The sequence below is a fragment of the Variovorax sp. BGA-UO-ETr-C22 genome (genome assembly GCF_059567965.1).
This window is the reverse complement of the sequence record NZ_JCAQPA010000010.1, coordinates 45,851-69,499: the sequence shown is the minus strand read 5'-3', so window position 1 is coordinate 69,499 and position 23,649 is coordinate 45,851. Positions and strand designations below refer to the sequence as shown.

Below are 23,649 nucleotides of genomic sequence, written 5' to 3'. Positions count from 1 at the left end.
GTCGGGAACCCCGACCTACCCTTGGGCCCACAACACCGCCCCAGGGGACACACCATGACTTCCGCGCCTGCCAACGCGCATTCCTCCTCGAAATTCGCCACCGTCCTGCGCGTGACCGGCGGCAACTTCATGGAGATGTTCGACTTCTTCCTGTTCGGCTTCTACGCCACGCAGATCTCGAAGGCCTTCTTCCCCGCCGGCAACGAGTTCGCGTCGCTGATGCTGACCTTCATGACCTTCGGCGCGGGCTTCCTGATGCGGCCGCTGGGCGCGATCTTTCTCGGTGCGTACGTCGACCGCGTGGGCCGCCGCCAGGGGCTGATCGTCACGCTCGCGCTGATGGCCGTCGGCACGCTGCTCATCGCCTGCGTGCCCAGCTACGCGACCATCGGCGTCATCGCGCCGCTGCTGGTGCTGGTCGGACGGCTGCTGCAGGGCTTCTCGGCCGGCGTGGAGCTGGGCGGCGTGTCGGTGTACCTGTCGGAAATGGCCACGCCGGGCCGCAAGGGCTTCTACGTAAGCTGGCAGTCGGCCAGCCAGCAGGTGGCCATCGTCGTGGCGGCCGCGCTGGGCTACTGGCTCAACGTGACCTTCACCTCGCAGGAGATCGGCGACTTCTACTGGCGCATTCCCTTCTTCGTCGGCTGCCTGATCGTGCCGGTGCTGTTCATCATCCGCCGCTCGCTGCAGGAGACCGAGGAGTTCATGGCGCGCAAGCACCGCCCCGACGCACGCGAGATCTTCCGCTCGATGGTGGCCAACTGGGGCCTCGTGGTCGCCGGGATGATGCTGGTGTCGATGACCACCGTGTCGTTCTACCTGATCACCGTCTACACGCCCACCTTCGGCAAGGCCGTGCTGCACCTGAGCACCACCGACGCGCTGATCGTCACGCTGTGCGTGGCCATTTCCAACTTCTTCTGGCTGCCGGTCATGGGCTCGCTGTCGGACCGCGTGGGGCGCAAGCCGCTGCTCGTGCTGTTCACCGTGCTGACCATCCTCACGGCCTACCCATCGCTCAAGTGGCTGGTCAGTGCGCCGAGCTTCGCGCGCATGCTCGAGGTGGAGCTGTGGCTGTCGTTCCTGTACGCCAGCTACAACGGCGCGATGGTGGTGGCGCTCACCGAGGTGATGCCGGTCAGCGTGCGCACCGCCGGCTTCTCGCTGGCCTACAGCCTTGCGACGGCCCTGTTCGGCGGCTTCACGCCGGCGATTGCCACGGGGCTGATCGAGATGACCGGCGACAAGGGCGCGCCCGGCCTGTGGATGACGGCCGCCGCGGCCTGCGGGCTGATCGCGACGCTCATGCTGTACCGCCGCAATGTCGACCCGGCCGACGCGGGCCGCGTGCCCGTCGTCTGAGAAGGTGTGAACCGCGGGCATTGACCCAGCGCGCACCGGCCATTGACCGGGAGCGCACCGCCCCTGCCGCCCCGGGTGGAAGTACCGATGATGGCGCGCGCCGACCTGCCTATCCTGCACCAGCGCTTCCGGCGCCCCCAGGGAACCACGGCATGAACGCACACCACTTCAGCACCCGGCTCGAACACCCGGCCGACCGGCAGGCCTGTTGGGGCCGCATCAACGAGTCGTACTTCGGCGCGCTGCGCGTGCAGTGCCTCGACCCCGGCCCGTTCGACGCGCGCATGGACGCCTACGAACTCGGGCCGCTGGGCATGTTCATGATCGAGGCGCCTTCGCACCGCGTGGCGCGGCCCGACACGCACCGCGAGATCGCGCTCGACGAGCACTACAAGCTGGTGCTGCAGCTCGAAGGCCACGGCCACATCTCGCAGCGCGACCGCGAGTTCCACCTGCATCCGGGCGACTGGAGCCTGTACGACCCGCGCGTGCCCTACGCCATCACCAACCCCGAGCGCTCGCGCCTGCTGGCCATCACGATCCCGCGCCAGCAGTTCAAGGGCATGAAGATGCCCGACCTGCACACCTGCGAGGCCCACACGCCGGCCATGCAGGGGCTGTACGCGGTGCTCGGCTCCTTCCTTACCTCGCTGGCCGACCAGCTGCCGTCGCTGCCCAATGCTGTCGGCCGCTCGGTCAGCGACACCGTGCTGGGCCTGCTGGCCTCCACGCTCGCCACGCACGCCGACGAGCAGTTCGGCGCGCAGCCGCTGCCGGGCGTGCTGAAGGCGCGCGTGAAGCAGTTCGTGCACGCGCACCTGGCCGACCCGGCCCTGTCGCTGGACCTCATCGCGCAGCAGCTGCGCTGCTCCAAGCGCTACCTGCACCGCGTGTTCGAGGACGAAGACCAGACGCTCGACCGCTTCATCTGGCAGATGCGCCTGGAGCGCTGCAGCGAGGCGCTGCGCCAGGCCGCGGGCGGCCGCGCCTCGGTGTCCGAGATCGCCTTCGCCTGGGGCTTCAACAGCAGCGCGCATTTCTGCCGCGTGTTCAAGGCGCAGTACGGCGTGTCGCCGCGCGAGTTCCAGCGGCGCGAGGCGCAGCGGGCGGCGTCGCCGGCGCTCACACACTAGGCAACGCCTTTCAGGGGCTGCCCACGATCCCCGACACGTCGACGATGTACATCTGCCGCTGCGATTCGTGCACGGAGTCGATGCACACCTGCAGTCCGTCGCGGCGCCAGCGCGGGTGCAGGTCGCACCGGTTCTCCTTGCTCAGGTCCGGCGAGGCGTAGAAGCTGCCCAGGTCGTGGCGCCGGCCGGTGGCCATGTCGAACAGGAACAGCACGCGCTCGTGCGTGCGGGCGTCGGGGTAGGTGTCGCTCAGCAGCCAGCGCGTGTTGACCGGCGAGAAGGTCATGTGGCCGTTCTCCACCAGCACACCGTCGCCGATCACGCGGACCTCGCCGCCCTCCCGGTCGTGGTACAGGTGGTAGTGGATCTTTCCGGCGTGCGGGCCCCACACGATGATGTGCGCGTCGTCCTGCCACAGCGGGTGCGAGATCTGGTACTCGGACTTCTCGTAGTCGAAGGTGCCCACGGCCGTCGGGTCGAAGTCGTCCGCCAGCTGCGGCAGCGGGTGGTCGGAGCACTCCAGCAGGCGCAGGTCGGAGCCGTCGGGGTTCATCGTGAGCAGCCGGTGCAGGAAGCAGGTCTCGTCCTCGACGCGCTCGGTCCAGCGGTGCAGGAACAGCACGCGCGACGACGACGGGTTGACCTCGATGTGGCTCACCCAGTGGATCGCCTTGTCCATCGACGCGCGCGGGTGGAATTGGCGCAGGTCCTGGTAGCTCAGCAGCAGCCGCGCCGTGCCCGTGGCCAGGTCGGTCGCGTGGATGCCATCGTCGGCCGGTGCGAGCGGCAGCTCGAACGGCCCGCCAGCCTCGCTGTAGCCGATGGTCCGGTGCGTGATGTACAGGCGCCGGTAGTCCACGCTCAAGGCCCAGCGGCTGTCGGGCGCCACCACGTAGATCGGCAAGGGCAGCAGGCGCTTCGCGCCGGTGTCGACGTCGAGCACCGTGGCGCCGAAGCCGGGGTAGAACGCATCGGCATCGCCGGTGCGGCTGTTGTAGATCAGCTGGCGACCCGGTGCGCCGTCGAGCCACTGCAGCTGGCTGCCCATCTGCCAGTTCCATGCGGTGGTGTCGCCGACCGCGTGGAAGCGGTCGTTGTCCTGCAGGTCGAAGTAGCCGATGCGTGCTGCCGCCGTCGGCGTGAGTTCGGCGTCCATCCAGGGCACCTGCTGCGCCAGCAGGTAGCACCCGCTGCGGTCCCAGGCGCTCTTGTTGTAGTAGCCGAAGAAATGGTGCTGCGCGCCATCGCCCACGCGGCGGCAGGGTGCCGGTGCTAGGCGAGGTTGCTCGAGAAGTGGGTTCGACGACATCGGGCTCACTCCGCGGCGATGCGGCCTTGCTGGATCACCTTGTCCCAGCGCAGCTTCTCGGCGGCGATGAAGCGCGTCGCGACATCTCGCGTGTTCGCCACCGCCGTCATGCCCTGCTCCGACAGGCCCTGGCGGAACTCCGGCGCCGCAACGATCTTGCGGATGTCGGCATTGAGCTTGTCGGCAATGGCGTCGGGCACCTTGGCGCTCACCGCCACCGTGGTCCACGAGGTGGCCTCGAAGGCCGGAAAGCCCGACTCGATCGCGGTCGGCACCTCGGGCAGCGCCGGCAGGCGGGTCTTGCCCGTCACGGCCAGCGCCTTGAGCTTGCCGCCGCGGATGTGGGCCAGCGTGGTCGGCGGGTTCTCGAACATCAGCTGGATCTGCCCCGCCAGCAGGTCGTTCAGCGCGGCCGTGCTGCCCTTGTAGGGCACGTGCACGAGCGGTGCGTTGGCCGTGAGCTTGAAGAGCTCGCCGATCATGTGCACCGACGACCCCACGCCGGCCGAGCCGAAGTTGATGGTGTCCGGCTGCTTGCGCGCCAGCGCCACCAGCTGCTTCAGGTCGTTGGCGGGAAGCGCGGGGTGGGCCACCACGACGTGCGGCATCTCGGCCAGCACCGTGACCACCTTCAGGTCGGTCGCGGGGTCGTAGCTCAGCTTCTTGAACACGCCGTAGGTCGCGTGCAGCCCGATCGAGCCGAGCAGCAGCGTGTAGCCGTCGGCCGGTGCGTCGGCCACGAACTTGCCGCCGATGTGCCCGCCGGCGCCGGGCTTGTTGTCGACCACCACCGATTGCTTGTACAGCTTGCCCAGCCGGTCGGCCAGCATGCGGGCCTGCACGTCGGAGCTGCCGCCGGCGGTGAAGGGCACCACGAGCCGGATCATCCGGTCGGGATAGGCCTGCGGCTGCGATGCCTGCGACATCGAAGCGACGCCCAGGGCCAGTGCGAGAAGGCCGAGGCCGGCGGCCCTGCGGGGCCAGTGCTGTGTCATGCGTCTTCCTTGCTGTGCGCCGCGACGGCGCGATGGAGGGGGTGGATAGGGCGCAGTCTAGGAACGCAGCATCATTCTGAAAAATTCATTTTCATTCACAGGCTATGCAGAAAAGATATGCCATGCTTTCTGCCTTGCACCGTGCAGCCCCAGGAGCCCCCGCATGTCGCGCCCATTGAACTTCCGCCAGATCGAGGCCTTCCGCGCCGTGATGCAGACCGGCACCACCACCGCCGCGGCGGCCCTGCTGCACACCACGCAGCCCTCCGTGAGCCGCCTGCTCTCGCAGATCCAGCATGCCACCGGGCTCAAGCTGTTCGACATCCACAAGGGCCGCCTGCGCCCCACGCACGAGGCGCGCCAGCTGTTCGACACGGTGCAGCGCCACTTCCTGGGCCTGGACCGCATCGAGCAGAGCGTGGCGGTGCTGCGCAAGTCGGGCGCGGGCTCGCTGCGCGTGGGCTGCACGCCGGCGCTCGGGCTGGGCGTCATGCCGCAGGTGATCCATGCCTTCTCGCGATTGCACCCCGAGGTGCACGTCAACCTGCAGACCGTCGGCACGCACGCCTTGCGCGAGGGCCTGCTCTACGGCCTGTACGACGTCGCGCTCAGCACCGCCGCCTTCCACGACCCGCAGCTCGACGCGGTCAGCCTGCACAAGGCCAGCGCGGTGTGCGTCGTGCATCCCGGGCACGCGCTGGCGCACCGCGACGCCGTCCATGTGCGCGACCTGAAGCAACAGGTGCTGCTCACACTGAATGCCGACGACGAGATTCACCAGCAGTTCCAGCGCACGCTGCAGCAGCACCGCATCGAATGCGCCGCCACGGTCGAGACCACCTACTCGGTCACCATCTGCATGATGGCGGCGCAGGGCACGGGCGTCGGCATCGTCAACCCCTACGTGGCCTCCGTGTTCGCGCGCGACCTGAAGATCCTGCCGCTGTCGCCGCGCTGCCCGGTGGAGGTGTCGATGGCGTACTCGCCGCAGTCGGCGCCTTCGGCCATCGCCGAGGAGTTCACCGCGCGGCTGCGCGACTACTTCCAGGCCTTCGTGATGCCCACCGCACGGAAGGCGCAGAAGGAGCGCGCCTAGGCCGCCGCGAGATAGCTGCTGTGCAGGATCTCCGGCCGGCTGCGCAGTTCTTCCGACGAACCCGCAAAGGCCATGCGCCCGCGCTCCAGCACATAGGCGCGGCTCGACACGGCCAGCGCCACCGTCGTGAACTGCTCGATCAGCAGCACGCCCACGCCCTCGCGCGCGACCTGCTGCACCACCTCGACCAGCCGCTTGACCACCGCGGGCGCGAGCCCCAGCGAGAGTTCGTCGATCGCGAGGTAGCGCGGGTTTCCGATGAGCGCCTGCGCGATGCAGACCATCTGCTTCTGTCCGCCCGACAGCGAACGCGCAGGCAGCGCGAGCTTCACGCGCAGCTCGGGGAACACGCCGAGCACGCGCTCGACCGCATCGGCCACGCTGGCCGCAGGCAGCGCGGTGGCCGCAGCGCGCAGGTTGTCGAGCACCGACAACTCACCGAGCACGCGATGCCCCTCGGGCACCACCGCCACGCCCAGCGCGCGCACGCGCTCGGGCCGCTGGCCGTGCAGGGCGTGGCCCTCGACCTCGATGCGCCCGCCCGCGAGCGGCAACACGCCGCCGATCGCCATCACCGTGCTCGACTTGCCCGCGCCGTTGGCGCCCAGCAGCGCCGTCACCTCGCCCGGCGGCACCTGCAGGTCGATGCCGTGCATCACGGCCTTGCCGCCGCGCTGCAGGCGCAGATCCGTCACGTTCAGCATGGGGTGGTCACTCCGTTCCCAGGTAGGCCTTGCGCACGGCCGGATCGTCGAGCACTTCGCGCGTGGGGCCGAGCGCGAGGCGGCGGCCGAAGTCGAGCACCAGGGTTTGCGTGCAGGTCGCGGCGATCAGGTCGACGTCGTGGTCGATGAGCAGCACCTGCGCGCCGCAGAACGCATGCACCGCGCCGATCGTGCGGCGCAGCACGCCGGCCTCCTGCTCGGTGAGGCCGGCGCCAGGCTCGTCGAGCAGCAGCAGCTTGGGCGCACCGACCAGCGATTTCGCAAGCTCCAGCATGCGGCGCTGGAACAGGTTGAGGCGGTGGCCCATGACGGTCGCCACGTCGAGCAGGCCCGTGTGCGACAGCGCGCGCGCCACCTGCGATGTTGCTTCGCCGCGCGCATGCGGCACATGGTCGAGCAGCGCGCGCACGTTGTCCCACACGCTGAGGTCTTCCACCACCTGCTCGGTCTGGAACGAGCGGCGCAGGCCGAAGCGCACGCGCGCGATGGGCTTCAGGCCCAGCAGGTCGGCGCCGTCCACCGCCACGCGACCCGCACTCGGCGACACGAGGCCGCTGAGCACGTTGACCAGCGTGGTCTTGCCCGCGCCGTTCGGCCCGATGAGGCCGCACACGGGCGCATCGAGCTGCGCCGTGAGCGCGTCGATGGCCTTGACGCCGCCGAAGGCGACGGTGAGATCGTCGATGCGGATCATGGCGCGGCGTCCTTGTCCTTCGATGCAGCGAAGCGTTGGCGCACCGCATCGAACACGCCCATCAGTTGCCCCGCGATGCCGCTCGGCGCGGTGATGAGCGCATGCAGCAGCGCCACGCCGAAGAAGATCATCGCGAGGTAGCCGTTGACGCCGAAGTCGGTCAGCAGCGCCGGCACCGCGCGCAGCAGCAAGCCCGCGATGAGCGCGCCGGCCCAGTGGTACACGCCGCCCACCACCGTGAGCGCGAACAGCATCACCGATTCGCCGGCCGTGAAGGCGCGCCCGTCGAGCTGCCCCACGCCGCCCGCGAGCAGCGCACCGGCCACGCCCGCGCAGAAGCCCGCGAGCCCGAAGGCCCAGGTCTGGTAGCGCAGGATGTTCACGCCGGCCGCCACGGCCGCCGCCTCGCCGCGCCGGATCAGCGCCCACGAACGGCCCGCGCGCGTGCGCCGGTGCAGCTCGATCAGCGCCAGCACCGCCGCCAGCCACACGGCGACGTAGCGGAAGTACGCGGCGTCCGACAGCGCCAGCGCGGGCCGCGGCATCATCAACCGCTCGCTGCCGAACACGCGGCCCAGCCAGCCCGCGCCGCCGTCGGGAAAGCCCGTCACGTTGACGACCACCTGGAAGCCGCCCGCCATCATCATCGTGACGAGCGCCAGGTACAGCCCCTTGAGCCGCAGCGCCGGCAGCCCCGCGAGCATGCCCACGACGCACGACAGCAGCCCGCCCGCGAGCACCGACAGCTCGAAGGGCCAACCGAGCCCGTGCCCCGCGCGTAGCGCGACCCAGCCTCCCGCACCCAGCAGCGCGTACTGGCACAGCGACACCAGCCCGAGCTGGCCATAGAGCAGCGCCACGCCGGCCGCCGCGACCGACAACGCGAGCGACGACGTGAGCGTCTTGATCCAGTACGCGTTCGCGAACCACGGCACGGCCCAGCCGATCAGCAGCACGCAAGCCACCATCAAGATGAGCGAGCGGCGGGCGCGGCGCGTGGCCTGCGCGAGCGCGGCGGGTGCGGCGTCGGACGCGGGCATGGCGCCTTCGAGGATCGACGCGTTCATGCCGACCGCGTCCCCGCGCGGTAGAACACGATCATCGCCAGCGCGATGAGGAACGGCGTGGCGGTGCGAAAGGCCGCGAAGCCCGGCACCGTGATCGCCAGCGCCTCCAGCACGCCGATGGCGATGCCGCCCGCCACGGTGGCCGGCAGCGAATGCAGGCGGCCGATGATCGCGGCGGCGAAGGCCGGAATCACGAGGAAGGTCAGCAGCGTGGCCTGCAGCCGCACGATGTTGGCCAGCAGCAGCCCGCACACGCCCGCGAAGGCACCGCTCAATATCCACGCCACCGTGTCAACACCGAGCACGCGGATGCCGAGCAGCGCGCTCAGGTCGCGGTCGTTGGCCAGCGCGCGCATCTTCAACCCCACGCGCGTCTTCGACAGCAGCAGGCCGACGCCGCCCATCATCAGCACCGCCAGCGCCAGGCCGAGTGCGCGCGTGTGCGTGAGCCGCACCTCGACCTCGCCCAACACGAATTCGAGCGCGCCGCCGTCGGTCGGCAGCACGAGGCGGCGCGGCTGCTCGCCCCAGGTCCATTCGGTGAAGCCCACCACCACGAGCGCGAAGCCCAGCGTGGCGATGCTGCGGATGGTCGGGTCGCGGTGCGACAGGCGCGGCGCCAGCAGGCGCCCGTAGGCCAGCGACAGCGCCATGGCCGCGAGCACCGCCGCGCACCACGCCAGGCCCTGCGGCCAGTCGGCTTCGAGCAGCGTCCAGGCCACGTAGGCACCGAGCGCGCCGATGGCGCCGAAGGCGAAGTTCAGCACGCCCGACGAGCGATAGAGCACCACCAGCCCCACGCCCGAGAGCGCGTACACCGCGCCCAGGCCCAGGCCCGAGATGACGAAAGGCAGGTAGTCCTCCATGGCCCGGCGCGCTTACTTCAGGCCCATCTTCTGCTCGTCGGCACGGATGTCGACCAGCTCCGGGTCGTCCGCCGTGAGGCAGCCGCCGGGCGCAAAGCGCCAGCCGTTGCCGTCGGGGCTGGCCATGGGGCCGCTGTTGTTGGCGTTGTGGCGGTTGCCGCTGCCCACGTAGAAGGGCTTGCACAGGATGTCGCTGCGGAAGTCGCTCACCTTGCGCAGCGCGTCGGTCACGCTGGCACGGTCGAGCTTCTTCGGGTCCATCTTCAGCATCGCCTGCGTGGCCAGGCGCGCGGCCAGGTAGCCGGCCTGCGAGAAGGTGTCGCGCGGGTCGCTCTTGGCACCGTGCTTGTCCATCACCGCGAGCCAGTTCTTGTTGTCGGGCCCGGCCGATTCGAGCGGGTTGAATTCGAGGTTGACGTCGAAGTTGCCCTTCCAGTACGGCCCGATGGCCTTGGGCACGTCGACGTTGTAGGCCGGCGCGGCCGACACGAAGTGGATCTTCTTGCCCAGGTTCTGCTGCTCGGCCGCGGCCAGCATCGGCACCAGGATGCCCTTGGGCACGTTCATGATGATGGTGTCGGGCTTCTTCGCGGCGGCCTGCAGCATGGTCGAGGTGGCATCGGCCGAGCCGGGGTCGATGGTGAGGGTCTCGACCGTCACGCCATTCTTCTTTCCCCATTCCTTCGGCCCTTCGCAGGCCCAGTTGCCCAGGCTCGGGATGTTCGGGATGATGCAGACCATCTTCTTCGCCTTGTACTTCTGCGCGGCGTACATCGCGGCGATGGTGGCCGACACGCGCGGCCCCGCGTTCACCGGCACGTAGTTGCGCGCGTTGAAGCACTCGCGCGGCACGCCGGTGCCGGCGATGACCATCACGCCCTCGTCGGCGTACATCTTGGCGTTGGCGCCGCACTCCACGAAGCTGGTGCTGCCCACGAGCGCGACCACCTTGCGGTCCTTCACGAGCTTGGAGGCCACCTGCGCGGCCGTCTCGGGGTTCCACTGGTCGTCGAGCACAAGGTAGTCGACGGGCCGGCCATGAATGCCGCCGTTGGCGTTGACGCACTTGAAGTACGCAGCCGCCGCCTGGCCCGAGGCGCTGAAGTCGTCGGGGCCGGTCTTGCCGACCACGGCGCCGATGGGAATGGGCTCGCCCGTGGCGGGCTTGCCGGTGTTGAGGCCGCAGTCGGGGCCCGCCTGCGCCCAGGCGCCGCTGAAGCCGGCCAGGCCCAGCGCGCCCGCAACGGCCGACAGCGCGATTCGTCTTTTGCTTTGCATGAGGTGTCTCCTTCTTTCTGGGTGATCGAAACCGGGGCGGGGCTACACCGCCATGCACACGCTCTTGAGTTCGGTGAAGCTCTCCACCGCCGCGCGCCCCAGGTCGCGCCCGCTGCCCGACTGCTTCACGCCGCCCAGCGGCAGCGCGTTGTCGAGCACGTTGTGCGCGTTGACCCAGACCACGCCCGCCTGCAGGCGCGGCACGATGCGGTGCACGGCCGAGAGGTCGTTCGACCAGACGCTGGCCGCCAGGCCGTAGGCGCTGTCGTTGGCCAGGCGCACCGCGTCGTCCACGTCGTCGAAGGGCACCACGGTTGCGACCGGGCCGAACACTTCCTCGCGCGCGATGCGCATCGATGGCTGCGCGTCGACGAACACGGTGGGCTGCACGAAGCAGCCGCCGTCGAAGGCCTGGCGCCCGCCCGTGACCAGCGTGGCGCCTTCGGCCACGGCGCCGTCGATGTGCGCCATCACGCGCGCCAGGTGGCGCTTGGACACGAGCGGCCCGAACTGCGCCTTCGGGTCGAAGCCCGAGCCGATGTGCAGGCCCTCGGCCGCTTGCGCAAGCCGGCGCACCACCTCGTCGAACAGGCCGCGCTGCACGTACACGCGTGAGCCCGCGGTGCACACCTGGCCCTGGTGAAAGAAGATGCCGTTGGCCGCGCCCTGCGCCGCCGCCGCCGGGTCGGCGTCGCCGAGCACGATGAGCGGCGACTTGCCGCCCAGCTCCAGCGTGAAGCGCGCCATGCTGTCGACGGCCGCGTGGCCGATGTGCCGGCCCACGGCCGTCGAGCCGGTGAAGCTGATCTTGCGGATGTCCGGGTGCGCGGCCAGCGCCGCGCCGGCCGTGGCGCCGCGCCCGCACACCACGTTGAGCGCGCCCGGCGGAAAGCCCGCCTCCAGCGCCAGCTCGGCCAGCCGAAGCGCGGTGAGCGGCGTTTCTTCCGACGGCTTGAGCACCACGGTGCAGCCGGCCGCCAGCGCGGGCGCCACCTTCCACAGCGCGATGGCGAGCGGAAAGTTCCACGGCACGATGGCCGCGACCACGCCCACCGGCTCGCGCCGCGTGTACGTGACCCACTGCGCGCCGGGGATGCCGATGGAGTTGTCGAGCGTCTGGCCTTCGAGCTTGGTGGCCCAGCCTGCCATGTAGCGCACGAACTCCGCGCCCGCGCCCACGTCGACCATGCGCGCGATGCCGCGCAGCTTGCCGCTTTGCAGGGTTTCGAGCGCGCTGAGTTCGTCGGCGTGCGATTCGATGAGCGTCGAGAGCGTGTACAGCAGGCGCTCGCGGTCGGCCGGGCGCAGCGACTTCCACGCGGCGCTCTCGAAGGTGCGGCGCGCGCCGGCGACGGCGGCGTGCACGTCGTCCGCGTCGCTGTCGGGGGCCTCGGCCACGGTCATCTCGGTGGCCGGGTCGACCACCGGCAGGTACTGCCCGTTGCGGGGCACGACCTCGTGGCCGTCGATGTGGTTGCCGCGGCGGCGCTGCGCCAGCAGGCCCACCTGGCCGAGGTGTTCGATCGACAGGTCGCGCAGATTCATGGGCGGGCTCCGGGAAGGGATGCGAGGGATGCGAAGGAAAGAGGCGTCACGGCTGCATGGCGCGCGCCACGAGCAGCGTGTCGGTGAACTGCTCGAAGCGCCGCACCTTTCCGCCCTGCACCTGCCACACATGCGTGACGCGGGCCTGCATCGGCTTGCCGGTTTTGCGGTGACGCGCGTGGTAGTCGCCGATGCCGACCACGGTGTCGCCGCCGTCGACCAGCCGCTCGAGCACGAAGCGGTAGCCCTCCCATTCGGCGCCGAGCACCTGGAAGACCTTCTCGACCACCTGCGCGGGGCCGACGTGCGTGCCGGCGCAGGGAAAACCGGCCATCTCGGTCCACTGCACGTCGTTGGCCACGTCGGCGAACATCGCGGCGAGGTCGTGGCGGTCGGAGGCGGCGTAGTGGTCGGCCACGATCTGGTAAGGGGTGCGCATGACAAAAGCTCCTGGACAACGGTGAAGTCAGACGGGCCCGAACTCGGGCGGGTAGAAAGTCTGCGAGGCCTTGCGCATGAAGGCGCCGGCGGGGTTGTTGGCGATCGCGCCGGTGCCGGTGAGCCCGAGGAACTTGCCGGTCGAGCGGCCGTTCGCGAAGTCGAAGAAGAACACCGACGCGACCGGGATCAGGAACTCGCGGAAGGTGAAGACGTACTGGTCGTCGTCGAACTTCCAGTAGCTCGCCAGGTCGACGTCGCCGTGGCCGCGCTGCACGCCCACGAGGCACTGCCAGGCGTAGCGCTCGGCGCTCAGGTAGGTGTGCTCGTAGGTGTGGTTGGGGCTGTAGGTCTGCCAGGTGCGCAGGCCGATGAGGTCGCGCGTGGCGTGCGGCGCGCTTCCGGTGGCGGCGCCGCCTTCGAGCGTGCCGGGCCAGAAGTCCTGCGGCACGCGCGGCTGGCCCGCGGCCTCGTCGGCGCCGATGATGCGGCAGCGAATCGCGAGCACGCGGCGCGTGCGCGTGTTGAGGACCACGGTCAGCGCCTCGCTGGGGCGGCTGGCCTGCGTGATGTCGAGGAAGAAGGTGTCGGGCGCGACCTCGATGGCCTCGTACCAGTCGCCCTGGCCTTGGCCGCCGCGTGCACCGTCTTCGTGCCAGTCGAGCGTGTGCTGCGCGCGCGGCTGCAGCGTGAGCTGGAAGCCGGGCAGCGCGAGCCGCAGCGTCTGGCCGGCGAGTGCGTCGGTGACGGGCAGGCGGTTGGTTGCGATGCCGAGGGCGAACTGGTCGTAGGTCTTCCAGTCGGCGGGCTGGGTGGTGTCGGTGCTCATGGATTGCTTCCTTCTTCTCAGGCGTCGTGCGCGAAGGCGATGGTGGGCAGGTCGACCGCGGACGCGCCGCCATCGACCATCAGCGAACTGCCGCTGACCATCGCGGCCAGCGGTGAGGCGAGGAACAGCACGGCATTCGCCACGTCGTCGGGGCTGGCGGCGCGGCCCATGGGCACGTCGCGCGTGACGAGGGCGTAGGCCGCGTCGGCATCGGGCAGGCGGCATTTGTCGACGAGCACCTGCATCTGCTCGTCGGCCATCTCGGTGCGCACCCAGCCGGGGCACACGGCGTTCACGCGCACGCCCTGCTGTCCGTAGTCGCGCGCCAGCGAACGCACGAGGCCGATGAGCGCGTGCTTCATGGTCACGTAGCCGACCACGCCCGGCCCCGCGAAGTGGCCCGCGAGCGACGAGAGCACGACGATGTTGCCGCGCCGCGCGATGAGCTCGGGCAGCAGCTCGCGTGCGCAGACGAAGGCGGTGTCGAGGTTCAGGCGCGTGGACAGCGCCCACGAGGCGTCGTCGGTCGCAAGCGCATCGCCCACGCCGTGGCCGCCCGCGTTGGCGACCAGCACGTCGACGCCGCCGAAGCGTTCGCGCGCGGCGGCCAGGGCGCGCTGCACGTCGGCAGTGTTCGCTGCATCGCCCGCCACCGCGAGCCCGCCGAGCTTCGACGCCACCGCTTCGAGCTGCGCGAGGCGCCGCCCCATCAGCACCACGCGGCCGCCCGCCGCGACGAACTGCGCGGCCACCGCCGCACCGATGCCGGTGCCGCCGCCGGTGATGAACGCGACCTTGCCGGCCATGGAATTCGGGGAACTCATTCGCTGTGTCTCCTGTTTGGGAAGGACTCTAGGTTTCAGTGCGCTTCGGCGATTGACCGAACGTGCAATCTCAGTTGCCTGACAGCGCGAAGTCGGCGCAGCGCTCGGCCAGCATCACGGTCGGCGCGTTGGTGTTGCCGCTGACGAGCGAAGGCATCACCGAGGCGTCGCACACGCGCAGCTTCGCCACGCCGTGCACGCGCATGCGCGCATCGACCACGGCCATGGCGTCGCGGCCCATGCGGCAGGTGCCGCTGGGGTGGTAGACGGTCTTGGCGCGCTCGCGCACGTAGTCCTCGAGGGCCTCGTCGGACATGTCGTCGGCGGCCGACGGCGCAAGCTCTTCCGATACCACCTCGCGCAGTGCCGGCGCGCGCAGGATGCGGCGCGCCAGCTTCACGCCGCGCACCAGCGTGTCGACGTCGGCCTGCGCCTGCAGGTAGCCGCCGTCGAACAGGATCGGCGCCATCGGGTCGGCGCTGCGCAGCGCCACGCGCCCGCGCGACTGCGGGCGCAGGAAGCAGGGGTTGATCGACAGGCCGTGGCCGGCCAGCGGTTCGCGGTCGACGTCGCCCACGAGCACGGGCAGCACATGGAACTGCAGGTCGGGCCGGCCCTCGCCGGTGGTGTCGACGAAGCCGCCGCTCTCGACCACGTTCGATGTGAGCAGGCCGGAGCCGAACATCATCCATTGCAGGCCGTGCTTCAGCGCCGCCAGGCCGCGGTCATTGCCCAGCAGGCTCACGGGCTCGCGCGTGCGGCCGTAGACCGACACCTCCAGGTGGTCCTGGAAGTTCTCGCCCACGCCGGGCAGGTCTTTCACCACCGGCAGGCCCAGCGCCTGCAGCTGCGCGCCGGGGCCGATGCCCGACAGCAGCAGCAACTTGGGCGAAGCGAGCGCGCCGGCCGAGAGGATCACTTCATCGCGCGCGGTGGCGACCACCTCTTCACCGCTGCCGTTGCGGCCCGTGCGGTAGACCACGCCGCTCGCCGCGCCGTCCTGCGTGAGCACGCGCAGCACGTGCGCGCCCGTCACCACGGTGAGCTTCGGGTCGTCGCGCACGGCCGCGAGGTAGGTGGCGGCGGTGCTGGCGCGCCGGCCTTCGAAGGTGGTGGTCTGGTAGAAGCCCACGCCGGCCTGCGCGGCGCCGTTGAAGTCGTCGTTGTAGGCCAGGCCGCTTTGCTGCGCGGCGCGCAGGAAGGCCAGGCTCAGCGGATGGCGAAAGCGCGTGTCGCTCACTTTCAGCGGCCCGTTGGTGCCGTGCAGCTCGCAGGCGAAGCGCGCGTTGCCCTCGGCCTTGCGGAACCACGGCAGCACATCGCGCCAGCCCCAGCCCTCGCAGCCCTGCGCCTCCCAGCCGTCGTAGTCGGCCGGCGTGCCGCGCACGTAGACCATGGCATTGACCGAGCTGCCGCCGCCCAGCGTGCGGCCTTGCGGCACGAACATCTTGCGGCCGGCGGCGGCGGGCTGCGGCTCGCTCTCGTAGGCCCAGGTGCGCTCGGTGCCGATCACGCGCACGAAGGTGGCGGGCATGTAGATGAAGCGGTCGTCGTCGGGCGGGCCCGCCTCCAGCAGCAGCACGCGGCGCCCGGCGCGCACCAGCCGGTGCGCCAGCACGCAGCCGGCCGAGCCGGCGCCCACCACCACCACATCGAAAACCTGCTGCGCCATGTCCGTTCCAGACTGAAGTTGTTGTCGGGAACGGATGCTCGCGGCTGGCGCGCGCCCTGGCGCATCGGGGCGGGTTGATGCAACGCAAAGTGCGCTGTCGGTCAACTGACGGCGAACGCGGGGGGCCCTGCGACAATCGGGCCATGCCTTTCGCCCCTTTGCAAAACGACACCTTCCTGCGGGCCTGCTGGCGCCAGGCCACCGATCACACGCCCGTCTGGCTCATGCGCCAGGCCGGCCGCTACCTCCCTGAATACGTTGCCACGCGCGCCAAGGCCGGCAGCTTCATGGGGCTGGCCACGAACACCGACTACGCCACCGAGGTCACGCTGCAGCCGCTGGCGCGCTACCCGCTCGACGCAGCCATCCTCTTCTCGGACATCCTCACCGTGCCCGACGCGATGGGCCTGGGCCTGTCGTTCGAGGCCGGCGAAGGCCCGCGCTTTGCGCGCCCCGTGCGCGACGAAGCGGCCGTGGCCGCGCTCGAAGTGCCCGACCTGGACAAGCTGCGCTACGTGTTCGACGCCGTGGGCTCGATCCGCAAGGCGCTGAACGGCCGCGTGCCGCTGATCGGCTTCTCGGGCAGCCCGTGGACGCTGGCCTGCTACATGGTCGAAGGCGCGGGCTCGAGCGACTACCGCCTCGTGAAGAGCATGCTGTACGGCCGCCCCGACCTGATGCACCGCATCCTCGCGGTCAATGCCGATTCGGTGGCCGCGTACCTCAATGCACAGATCGACGCCGGCGCACAGGCCGTGATGATCTTCGACAGCTGGGGCGGCGTGCTGGCCGACGGCGCCTTCCACGAATTCAGCCTGGCCTACACCGCACGCGTGCTCGCCGGCCTGAAACGCAACGGCCCCGACGGCCAGCCGGTGCCGCGCATCGTCTTCACCAAGGGCGGCGGCCTGTGGCTGGGCGCCATGCGCGCGCTCGACTGCGAAGTGCTCGGCGTCGACTGGACCGTGAACCTCGCCGCCGCGCGCCGCCTCGTGGCCGAAGGCACCGAGGACAAGGCCAAGGCGATCCAGGGCAACATCGACCCGAACGTGCTGTTCGCCCCGCCCGCGGCCATCGAGGCCGAGGTCGGCAAGGTGCTGCAGGCCTTCGGCAAGCCCCACACCGACCGCACCACCGCGGGCCCGACGCACATCTTCAACCTGGGCCACGGCATCAGCCAGTTCACGCCGCCCGACCACGTCGCGGCGCTGGTCCAGGCGGTGCACGACCAGTCGCGCGCGCTGCGCACTTGAGCTAACAAATGTGAACTGCCGACCGCCCGGTTGGCAGACTCAGCGCCCCCTGAAAGCCAGTCGCCCGGCGTTTGTCAAGCCCTAAAACGGCCCCGGACGCCCGACTTATGCACAAAACGCGTGTTGCACTGCGCAAGATTATCTGAGGGGGCATTGGTTCTGCTCCTAAACCAATAGCGACGCTAAGTGGTTGATTTATATAGGTTTTGATTTTTGCTTTTTTTACAGGCATTCCAGCGGAAGCCTTGAAAATCAAGGCTTCGGCGACTATCCAGCCGTCTTGTCAACAAAGTTATCCACAGAAACTCTGGATGACCGCCAAAGCGCTGTGAAATCAACAACTTAAGCGGTCTTGCTCCAAAACGCATTAACAAACCTTGCCAAAAAGGACGCCCAGCCCCTCCACCGAATCGCCGCCCGAAGCCGGCGCGCCGACGGTCACATCCGCCACAAACGTCTCCTGCCCCTGGCGACTCGACATCGCGGTGCAGACGCCCGCGCATGCCGCGCTGGGTGACCTGCTGAGCTACGCCGGCGCCGAGCCGCTGGTGCCGGGCACGCTGGTGCGGGTGCCGCTGGGCAAGCGCGAGGTGCTGGGCGTGGTCTGGAACGAGCCGACCTCGCTGGAGGGCGCCGAGCCCGACATGGCGCTGAAGCCCGTGGGCGCGGCGCTCGACGCGCTGGCGCCGCTGGGCGAGGCCTGGCGCGACCTGGTGGCGTTTGCCGGGCGCTACTACCAGCGCTCGATCGGCGAGATCGCGCTGGCCGCCCTGCCGCCGCAGCTGCGCGACCTGACGACCACCCAGCTGGCGCGCCGCCTCAAGCGCAAGACCACCGCCGGGCCGGTGGCCGAGACGGCCGAATCCGCGAACCTGATCGCCCTCTCCGAAGAACAGTCGGCCGCGCTAGCCCGCATCGAGGCCGAGACCGGCACCTTCCTGCTGGTCGGCAGCACCGGCAGCGGCAAGACCGAGGTCTACCTGCGCTGCGTGGCCAACCTGCTGGCGCGCGACCCCGAGGCGCAGGCGCTGGTGATGGTGCCCGAGATCAACCTCACGCCGCAGCTCGAGGCCCGCTTCAAGGCGCGCTTCGGCGACGAGGCCGTGGTGTCGCTGCACAGCGGCATGACCAACCCGCAGCGGCTGGCGAGCTGGCTGGCGGCGCACAGCGGCGCCGCGCGCATCGTGCTGGGCACGCGCATGGCGGTGTTCGCGTCGATCCCGGGGCTGAAGCTCATCGTGGTCGACGAGGAGCACGACCCCAGCTACAAGCAGCAGGAAGGTGCGCGCTACTCGGCGCGCGACCTCGCCGTGTGGCGCGGCCAGCGCGAAAAGGCCAAGGTGATCCTGGGCTCGGCCACGCCCTCGCTCGAGAGCTGGCACCAGAGCCGGCCGCCCGAGGGCGACGACCCGGGCGGACGCTACGTGCGGCTGGCCATGCCTTCGCGCATCGGCGCGGGCGCGCTGCCGGCGGTGCGGCTGGTGGACATGAACCTGCAGCCGCCGAAGACGGTGATCTCGGGCGCGCTGCTCGATGCCATCGGCCAGCGCATCGCGCGCGGCGAGCAGAGCATGATCTTCCTGAACCGGCGCGGCTATGCGCCGGTGCTGGCCTGCGGCGACTGCGGCTGGAAGAGCGAATGCCCGCACTGCAGCGCCTACCGCGTGTTCCACAAGATCGACCGCACGCTGCGCTGCCACCACTGCGGCTTCACCGAGCGCGTGCCGCGCGCCTGCCCGGCCTGCGGCAACCCCGACATCGCGCCCGTGGGCCGCGGCACCGAGCGGCTCGAAGAGCACCTGGCCGAGCTGTTCGCCGGCGTGAAGCATGCGGACGGCAGCGCGGTGCGCATCGCGCGCATCGACGCCGACAGCACCAAGAAGCAAGGCGCGCTCGAATCGCAGCTCGCGGCCGTGCACGCGGGCGAGGTCGACGTGCTGGTCGGCACGCAGATGATCGCCAAGGGCCACGACTTCCGCCGCATCACGCTGGTGGCCGCGGTGAACCCCGACGGTGCGCTGTTCTCCAGCGACTTCCGCGCGCCCGAGCGCTTATTCAGCCTGTTGATGCAGTCGGCCGGCCGCGCGGGCCGCGACGCCGCCTACCTCGCGGCGCAAGGCGCCAAGGCCGAGATGTGGATCCAGACGCACCATGCGCCGCATCCGCTGTTCGCGGCGCTGCGCCGGCACGACTATGAGGCCTTCGCCAAGCAGCAGCTCGAAGAACGCCAGGCCGCCGCCATGCCGCCCTTCGCGTTCCAGGCGCTGGTGCGCGCCGACGCGCGCGAGCAGGCGGTGGCGCAGGGCTTCCTGAACCTCGCAGCCGACCAGGCCGAGGCGCTGCCCGGCGCCGACCTGGTCACGCGCTACCCGGCGGTGCCGCTGGCGATCCAGCGCGTGGCGAACGTGGAGCGCGCGCAGATGCTCATCGAAAGCCCCTCACGCGCCGCGCTGCAGCGCCTGCTGGCCGCCTGGCAGCCGCTGCTGCACGAACTGCGGCGCACGCCCGAGGGCAAGGGCGTGATCCGCTGGCTGGTGGACGTGGACCCGCACAGCATCTGAGCGCGGCGCGCGAACGCCTGCTTCAGCGCGGACGCAGGATGCGGTTGCGCAGGCCTTCGGGCTTGTGCAGCAGGGGTGCGGCGGGGCCGGTGGCAGCACTCTTGGCGAGGCGACCGCCGGGCACGGCAGGGCAGACACCCGTGACCTGATGCGAGAGCGCGGCGGCCAGGCGCGCCTCCGCCGGATCGCCGAGCGCATGGCCGAAATCGTCGGGCATGGCGCAGGTGGGGGCGATGCCGTCCGGGTAGTCGCCGAACCCCTTGGCGTTCACGCCCTGGAACTGCACATTGAAATAGGTGGTGCCGCAGTTGTCCTGCGGATAGAAGCCGTAAGGCTTGCCGCAGGTGGTGCCACCGATCTGGATCACGTCGATGTCGATGCCGCGCAGGCCGTTGATGAACGCCTCGCTGGCCGAGCAGGTGTCGGGGCCCGTGAGCACGTAGACGCGTCGCAGGTCGAGGCTGGGCAGGGGAAGGGGCGGGTCGATGGGAGAAAGAAAGCCCAGGGTGGTGGCCCAGAACGGCGTGGGCGCGAGCGCGTCGCCGGTCACCGGATCGCGCTCGGCGTGCTTGTTGTTGAACCGCATGGTCTCGAAGGTCTTGCCGCGCGTCTGCGCCTCGCCGGCGACCATGAAGGCCAGTTGGCTGGCCAGGTCCACGTAGCCGCCGCCGTTGTAGCGCAGGTCGACGACCAGCTCGGTGGCCCGCTGCGCGCGCAGATGCTCGATGGCCGCCTTCAGTTGCAGCTCCGCCGTCCCGATGTGGTCGTTGAACTGCAGGTAGCCGACCGTGCGGCCCCCGTGCGGGAAGGTCTTGACGTTCTGGACAGGTACCAAGGTCACGGCGGTGGCCTTCAGCGTGACCTCGCGCTCGATGCCGCTGACGACGTCGCGAACGGTGAAACGCGTGGACATCCCCGGGGCGGCAGGAAAAAGCCCCGCGTTGATGATGTCGATGCCTTTGTCCGTGTTGTCGTTCACGAAATCGGTGTCATTGACCTTGAGCACCTGGTCGCCGCGCCGCAGGCCGACACCCGGCGCGGATGCGGGGGAGCCGGGCTCCACATAGGCCACGAGCAGATCGCGTGGCGGGCGGTTGGCAAACATCGCCCACTGCGCCCCATAGCCGACGGACGTGCCAGCGCGCACGAGCGCATTCCACTCCTCGGTGGTGTAGGTGAAATGGAACTGGTCCTTGTCCCTGCCCGACGGCGTCACGGCGTGGGTCTTGAGCAGGTCGAAATAGTCGGTCGTGGCGTACAGCGCCGGGTCCAGGTCCGGCACCTCGTCGTACCAGAGGTAGGTGTCGTTGGTCCACGACCGCAGCCAGTTGTTCTCGTCGAGCGTGCGGCCGGTCTTGTCGGCGAAGGGCTTGCCGTCGGGGTCGGTGCCGGTGCGCGGCGCCGCGCAGTGGTCTTTGTAAAGGCTCGCGGTGCGAAACACGCCCTCGACCCAGGGCGCGTTGCGCAAGGCATCGCCGTCGTCGGGCGCATCGGGCGGTGCCGTGGGTGGGGTGGTGGTGACGGGCGGCGTGGTGCCCGTGCCGCTGTTCGGCAGGAAGCCGACGCCAGAGCCCCCGTCTCCCCCGCCGCCGCAGGCGACGAGCACGGCCATCGGGACGGCCAGCAGCAGAAGACGGGCGAAACGAAAACGTGGGGAGAAAAGAGGCACGGCGAGATTCCTGGAGGGCGGTAAGGCGCCGCCATCCTAGGAAGCTCTGCGTCGTTGCGCATTGGACCAAAGTCCTATGCGCGGCACGAACGCGCCGCGTCGATCGTCAGTGGTAGCCGGTGGGCTCCTTGCCCATGTCGACGTAGCGCAGCTCGTTGTGCCGTCGCCGCGCAATGCTGTTCGGCCAGGCGAACACGACGAGGCTCAGCGCGGCCAGCGCGAGCGCGGCGCCCGTGCCGATCGTGCCGGCATGCCAGAACCAGCCCACCGCAGCGAGCCAGGTCAACCACATCAGGATGCGAACCAGTATTGCCATCGCGCGCCCCACTTGGACCCTTCACACCTTGGACTCGGAACCACTGTAGCAGTGCAACTGCATACGCAAGCATTCATCTGAAGAGATAACGCACGGTATGCCTTTAGACATGCCCTGGGATTACCCCGAAATAATCTGCAAAAAGAGTTGACGGTACCCCCGCCCTTGCACAAGCTGTGCCTGTGCGGTTCCATCGCTGGGTCCGCGTTGTTTCGTGCCCGCTCGCTTGATGCAAAGGTCGCCGTGAAATCGTCGTCTCTTCTGGCTGGGGTTGCTGTGGCTGTCGCCGTGTCGCTCTCGTACCTTGCCGCTGCGGGGTCCGCGGGCGCGGCGGAACTCGAACTGCAGGGTCGGCGGCTGGTGGTGTCGGGCACGCTCGACGGCAGCAAGGTCAAGGCCTTCACCGAACTCCTGAGCAGCGGCACGGTGCGCACCGTGGTCTTCGAAGACTCGTTCGGCGGCACCGCCGAAGCAGCCGGCGCGTATGCCGACGCGATCCGCGAGAGCGGCGTGCAGACCGAGGTGCGCGGCCATTGCATGGCGGCCTGCGCCTATGCCTTCCTGGCCGGCAAGACGCACCGCTTCGGGCACGGCCTGCAGGTCAACGGCATCCTGGTGCCGGTGGCGACCCGCCCCACGGCGGCCGAGCTGGCGGTGCGCTGGCGCGGCGAGGAAGCCCGCAAGACGCTGGCCGATTTCACGCCCGCCCCCGGCACCACCGACACGGCCCGGCCGATGGAAGCCACCGCGCCCGCCCCCAAGGACAACTGGCAGCCGGACCACGGCGTGCTCTTCACGGCCAGCCCGACGCTGTTCGGCCGCATCTACAACACCTACTACTGCGACGGCACGCAGGGCCGCGACTTCTCGAAGTGCGAGCGGCTCTCCGACGCCGATCCGTACAAGCTCGGCGTGCTGACCGAGTAGCGTCCCCGGTCAGCGCAACGCGCCGACCGCCACCGGGAAGGTGAAGAACGCCGCCACCGTCGTCCACAGGATGATGCGTGCGATGCGGCCGTTGTCGGCGCCGAAGCGCTCGGCCAGCATCGACACGTTGCTCGCGCTCGGCAGCGCCGCGACCAGCACGATCACGGCCAGCGCCGAGGGCGCGAGCGGCAGCCCCAGCGCGATGGCACCGCGCCCCAGCGCCCAGACCGCCAGCGGATGCAGCACCAGCTTCACCAGCACCACGGGCAGCACGTCGGCCAGCGGCGCTTTCGGCGTGGGCCCGGCGCCGGTGCCCATCGCCGCCGCCACCATGGCGCTGGCGCCGTGCTCGCGCGCCAGCAGCGCCGAGCGCGCGAGCACCGCGCCGATGGTGAAGAGCGCCACCGGCGAGGCCGCGTCGGCCAGCATGGCGATGGTGCGCTCCACCGGCCCGGGCAGCGGCCAGCGCACCGCCGACAGCAGCACGCCCAGCAGGATCGACCAGGGCATCGGGTTCACGAGGATGCCGCGCAGCGCCTTGCGCGCGGCCAGCGTGGCGCCGTGCCGGCCCGCGCTGCCGGCACCGTCGAGCCGCGACAGCGCGATGCACAGCGACGAGGTCACGACCAGGTCGAACGCGATGGTGATGATGATCGGCCCGGCCGCCTGCGCGCCCAGCAGCGCCACCAGCAGCGGCACGCCCATGAAGCCGGTGTTCGGAAAGGCCGCCACCAGCGCGCCGAAGGCCGCGTCGTTCCAGCCGATGCGCGCATTGCGCGTGAACAGCACCACGCCCGCCACCACGGCCAGCGCGCAGATGCCCCAAATCAGTGCAACGCTGCCGTCCAGCAGCTGCGCGATGGGCGTGCCGGCGCCGAAGCGCAGCAGCATGCAGGGCAGCGCGAAATACAGCACGAAGGTGTTGAGCCCCGGGATCGCCTCCAGCGGCAGGATGCGGGTGCGGGCGGCAGCGTAGCCGGCCGCGATCAGGGCGAAGAAAGGAAAAGTAACAAGGAAAACAGGCAGCACGCCGGCATTGTCGTCCTCCTTCGTCGCGCGATGCCCGCTGACACGGACGGCCGCAGCCGGG

20 protein-coding genes and 1 pseudogene are annotated in these 23,649 nt (G+C 70.0%); 6 read left to right on the top strand and 15 right to left on the bottom strand.

The window, feature by feature from the left end; all coding sequences use genetic code 11:
* The first annotated feature begins 54 nt into the window (after positions 1–54).
* Together AC57B8_RS13770 and AC57B8_RS13765 are read left to right on the top strand one after the other, a co-directional pair.
* On the top strand, positions 55–1,362 hold the full coding sequence (locus AC57B8_RS13770) for an MFS transporter (protein ID WP_496479896.1): 1,308 nt from the start codon (positions 55–57) through the stop codon (positions 1,360–1,362).
* A gap of 152 nt (positions 1,363–1,514) precedes the next feature.
* The gene (locus tag AC57B8_RS13765; protein ID WP_095949470.1) at positions 1,515–2,495 is read left to right on the top strand and encodes an AraC-like ligand-binding domain-containing protein; all 981 of its coding nucleotides are present in this window, start codon (positions 1,515–1,517) and stop codon (positions 2,493–2,495) included.
* Between the two features lie 10 nt (positions 2,496–2,505).
* On the opposite strand, the gene AC57B8_RS13760 is transcribed toward AC57B8_RS13765, so the two are convergent.
* Together AC57B8_RS13760 and AC57B8_RS13755 are read right to left on the bottom strand one after the other, a co-directional pair.
* The gene (locus AC57B8_RS13760) at positions 2,506–3,804 is read right to left on the bottom strand and encodes a hypothetical protein (protein ID WP_496479895.1); all 1,299 of its coding nucleotides are present in this window, start codon (positions 3,802–3,804) and stop codon (positions 2,506–2,508) included.
* A 5-nt stretch (positions 3,805–3,809) separates the two neighbouring features.
* Complete coding sequence (locus AC57B8_RS13755) at positions 3,810–4,799, bottom strand: tripartite tricarboxylate transporter substrate binding protein (RefSeq protein WP_496479894.1); 990 nt, start codon at positions 4,797–4,799, stop codon at positions 3,810–3,812.
* Between the two features lie 163 nt (positions 4,800–4,962).
* Between AC57B8_RS13755 and AC57B8_RS13750 the strand changes: the two genes are divergently transcribed.
* The gene (locus AC57B8_RS13750) at positions 4,963–5,895 is read left to right on the top strand and encodes a LysR substrate-binding domain-containing protein (RefSeq protein WP_496479893.1); all 933 of its coding nucleotides are present in this window, start codon (positions 4,963–4,965) and stop codon (positions 5,893–5,895) included.
* Here the strand turns inward: AC57B8_RS13750 and AC57B8_RS13745 are convergent.
* From AC57B8_RS13745 to AC57B8_RS13700, 10 genes and pseudogenes are all read right to left on the bottom strand, one after another.
* Complete coding sequence (locus tag AC57B8_RS13745) at positions 5,892–6,599, bottom strand: ABC transporter ATP-binding protein (RefSeq protein WP_496479892.1); 708 nt, start codon at positions 6,597–6,599, stop codon at positions 5,892–5,894. The genes AC57B8_RS13750 and AC57B8_RS13745 overlap by 4 nt on opposite strands.
* Before the next feature lie 7 nt (positions 6,600–6,606).
* Positions 6,607–7,314 carry an ABC transporter ATP-binding protein gene (locus AC57B8_RS13740; RefSeq protein ID WP_489060911.1) on the bottom strand — a complete coding sequence of 236 codons (708 nt, stop codon included), beginning with the start codon at positions 7,312–7,314 and terminating at the stop codon, positions 6,607–6,609.
* On the bottom strand, positions 7,311–8,381 hold the full coding sequence (locus AC57B8_RS13735; protein ID WP_496479891.1) for a branched-chain amino acid ABC transporter permease: 1,071 nt from the start codon (positions 8,379–8,381) through the stop codon (positions 7,311–7,313). The genes AC57B8_RS13740 and AC57B8_RS13735 overlap by 4 nt, the downstream gene beginning before the upstream one ends.
* Positions 8,378–9,247 (bottom strand): branched-chain amino acid ABC transporter permease, encoded by an 870-nt coding sequence (locus AC57B8_RS13730; protein WP_062476232.1) that lies wholly within the window; start codon positions 9,245–9,247, stop codon positions 8,378–8,380. Before AC57B8_RS13730 ends, AC57B8_RS13735 begins: the two co-directional genes overlap by 4 nt.
* A 12-nt stretch (positions 9,248–9,259) precedes the next feature.
* Positions 9,260–10,525, bottom strand: a complete 1,266-nt coding sequence (locus tag AC57B8_RS13725) for an ABC transporter substrate-binding protein (RefSeq protein WP_496479890.1) — start codon at positions 10,523–10,525, stop codon at positions 9,260–9,262.
* A 42-nt stretch (positions 10,526–10,567) separates the two neighbouring features.
* Positions 10,568–12,070, bottom strand: a complete 1,503-nt coding sequence (locus AC57B8_RS13720; protein ID WP_496479889.1) for an aldehyde dehydrogenase family protein — start codon at positions 12,068–12,070, stop codon at positions 10,568–10,570.
* Between the two features lie 46 nt (positions 12,071–12,116).
* On the bottom strand, positions 12,117–12,509 hold the full coding sequence (locus AC57B8_RS13715; protein ID WP_062476218.1) for a nuclear transport factor 2 family protein: 393 nt from the start codon (positions 12,507–12,509) through the stop codon (positions 12,117–12,119).
* A gap of 27 nt (positions 12,510–12,536) precedes the next feature.
* Positions 12,537–13,337: a MoaF C-terminal domain-containing protein gene (locus tag AC57B8_RS13710; RefSeq protein WP_496479888.1), complete on the bottom strand. Its 801-nt coding sequence runs from the start codon at positions 13,335–13,337 to the stop codon at positions 12,537–12,539.
* Between the two features lie 17 nt (positions 13,338–13,354).
* Positions 13,355–14,161: an SDR family NAD(P)-dependent oxidoreductase gene (locus AC57B8_RS13705; protein WP_496479887.1), complete on the bottom strand. Its 807-nt coding sequence runs from the start codon at positions 14,159–14,161 to the stop codon at positions 13,355–13,357.
* Positions 14,162–14,240: 79 nt separating this feature from the next.
* A pseudogene (locus AC57B8_RS13700) lies at positions 14,241–15,833 on the bottom strand (GMC family oxidoreductase); the annotation flags it as partial.
* 143 nt (positions 15,834–15,976) lie between these two features.
* Between AC57B8_RS13700 and hemE the strand changes: the two are divergent.
* Together hemE and priA are read left to right on the top strand one after the other, a co-directional pair.
* The gene (hemE, locus tag AC57B8_RS13695) at positions 15,977–17,086 is read left to right on the top strand and encodes a uroporphyrinogen decarboxylase (RefSeq protein WP_496479886.1); all 1,110 of its coding nucleotides are present in this window, start codon (positions 15,977–15,979) and stop codon (positions 17,084–17,086) included.
* A 479-nt stretch (positions 17,087–17,565) separates the two neighbouring features.
* Complete coding sequence (gene priA, locus AC57B8_RS13690; RefSeq protein ID WP_496480521.1) at positions 17,566–19,647, top strand: replication restart helicase PriA; 2,082 nt, start codon at positions 17,566–17,568, stop codon at positions 19,645–19,647.
* A gap of 22 nt (positions 19,648–19,669) precedes the next feature.
* On the opposite strand, the gene AC57B8_RS13685 is transcribed toward priA, so the two are convergent.
* Both AC57B8_RS13685 and AC57B8_RS13680 read right to left on the bottom strand, forming a co-directional pair.
* Entirely contained in the window at positions 19,670–21,259 is a 1,590-nt protein-coding gene (locus AC57B8_RS13685; protein WP_496479885.1) for a S41 family peptidase, read from the bottom strand.
* A 163-nt stretch (positions 21,260–21,422) separates the two neighbouring features.
* Positions 21,423–21,632, bottom strand: a complete 210-nt coding sequence (locus AC57B8_RS13680) for a hypothetical protein (protein WP_447740821.1) — start codon at positions 21,630–21,632, stop codon at positions 21,423–21,425.
* 288 nt (positions 21,633–21,920) lie between these two features.
* On the opposite strand from AC57B8_RS13680, the gene AC57B8_RS13675 reads away from it, so the two are divergent.
* Positions 21,921–22,559 carry a hypothetical protein gene (locus AC57B8_RS13675; RefSeq protein WP_496479884.1) on the top strand — a complete coding sequence of 213 codons (639 nt, stop codon included), beginning with the start codon at positions 21,921–21,923 and terminating at the stop codon, positions 22,557–22,559.
* Between the two features lie 9 nt (positions 22,560–22,568).
* Here the strand turns inward: AC57B8_RS13675 and AC57B8_RS13670 are convergent, their stop codons facing one another.
* Positions 22,569–23,588, bottom strand: a complete 1,020-nt coding sequence (locus AC57B8_RS13670; protein WP_495270317.1) for an AEC family transporter — start codon at positions 23,586–23,588, stop codon at positions 22,569–22,571.
* Between the last annotated feature and the right edge of the window lie 61 nt (positions 23,589–23,649).